The sequence below is a fragment of the Nocardia coffeae genome, from assembly GCF_019890715.1.
Classification (GTDB): domain Bacteria; phylum Actinomycetota; class Actinomycetes; order Mycobacteriales; family Mycobacteriaceae; genus Nocardia; species Nocardia jiangxiensis.
Window position 1 is genome coordinate 1 of record NZ_JAINZY010000059.1, and the last position, 827, is coordinate 827.

The following is an 827-nucleotide window of genomic DNA, read 5'->3' on the forward strand; positions in this document are numbered from 1 at the left end:
ATCTACCCGCTCGTCCGCGAGCTGGCCGCTGACGGAATCCCCGTCGCGGTGACGTGCCGGGTGCTGGGGCTGGCGCGCCAGCCCTATTACCGGTGGCTCGCCGCCCCGGTCACCGATACCGAACTCGCACAGGGGTATCGGGCCAACGCGTTGTTCGACGCGCACCGCGACGACCCCGAATTCGGCTACCGGTTCCTGGTCGACGAGGCCCGCGCCGCCGGAGAGCCGATGGCCGAGCGGACCGCGTGGCGAATCTGTTCACAGGCCGGCTGGTGGAGCGTATTCGGCAAGCAACGCGGCCGGACGAAGAAACCCGGCCCGCCGGTCCACGACGACCCGGTCCGTCGCGTGTTCTCCGCTGATGCTCCAAATGTCTTGTGGCTCACCGACATTACCGAACATCGCACAGCCGAAGGCAAACTCTACCTCTGTGCGATCAAGGACGTGTACTCGAATCGCATCGTCGGGTATTCCATCGACTCGCGGATGAAATCACGCCTCGCCGTTCGCGCCATCAACAACGCCGTGGCCCGGCGCGGAAGCGTGGCCGGATGCATTCTGCACAGCGACCGCGGATCCCAATTTCGTAGCCGAAAGTTCGTGCACGCCTTGGCAAGACACGCCATGGTCGGCTCGATGGGCCGCGTCGCCTCGGCCGGTGACAACGCCGCTATGGAGAGTTTCTTCGCGCTCCTGCAGAAGAATGTTCTGGACCGCCGCTCCTGGCCTACCCGGGAAGAATTGCGGATCGCGATCGTCACCTGGATCGAGCGGACCTACCACCGGCGCCGCAGACAGATCGGCCTCGGCCGCTTGACCCCGATCGA

The 827-nt window shown here is 65.5% G+C and carries 1 protein-coding gene; it reads left to right on the forward strand.

All coding sequences use genetic code 11. The annotated features are described in order from the left end of the window. The coding region (locus K7711_RS47030; RefSeq protein WP_222979683.1) for an IS3 family transposase at positions 1–827 on the forward strand (827 nt) is incomplete at both ends.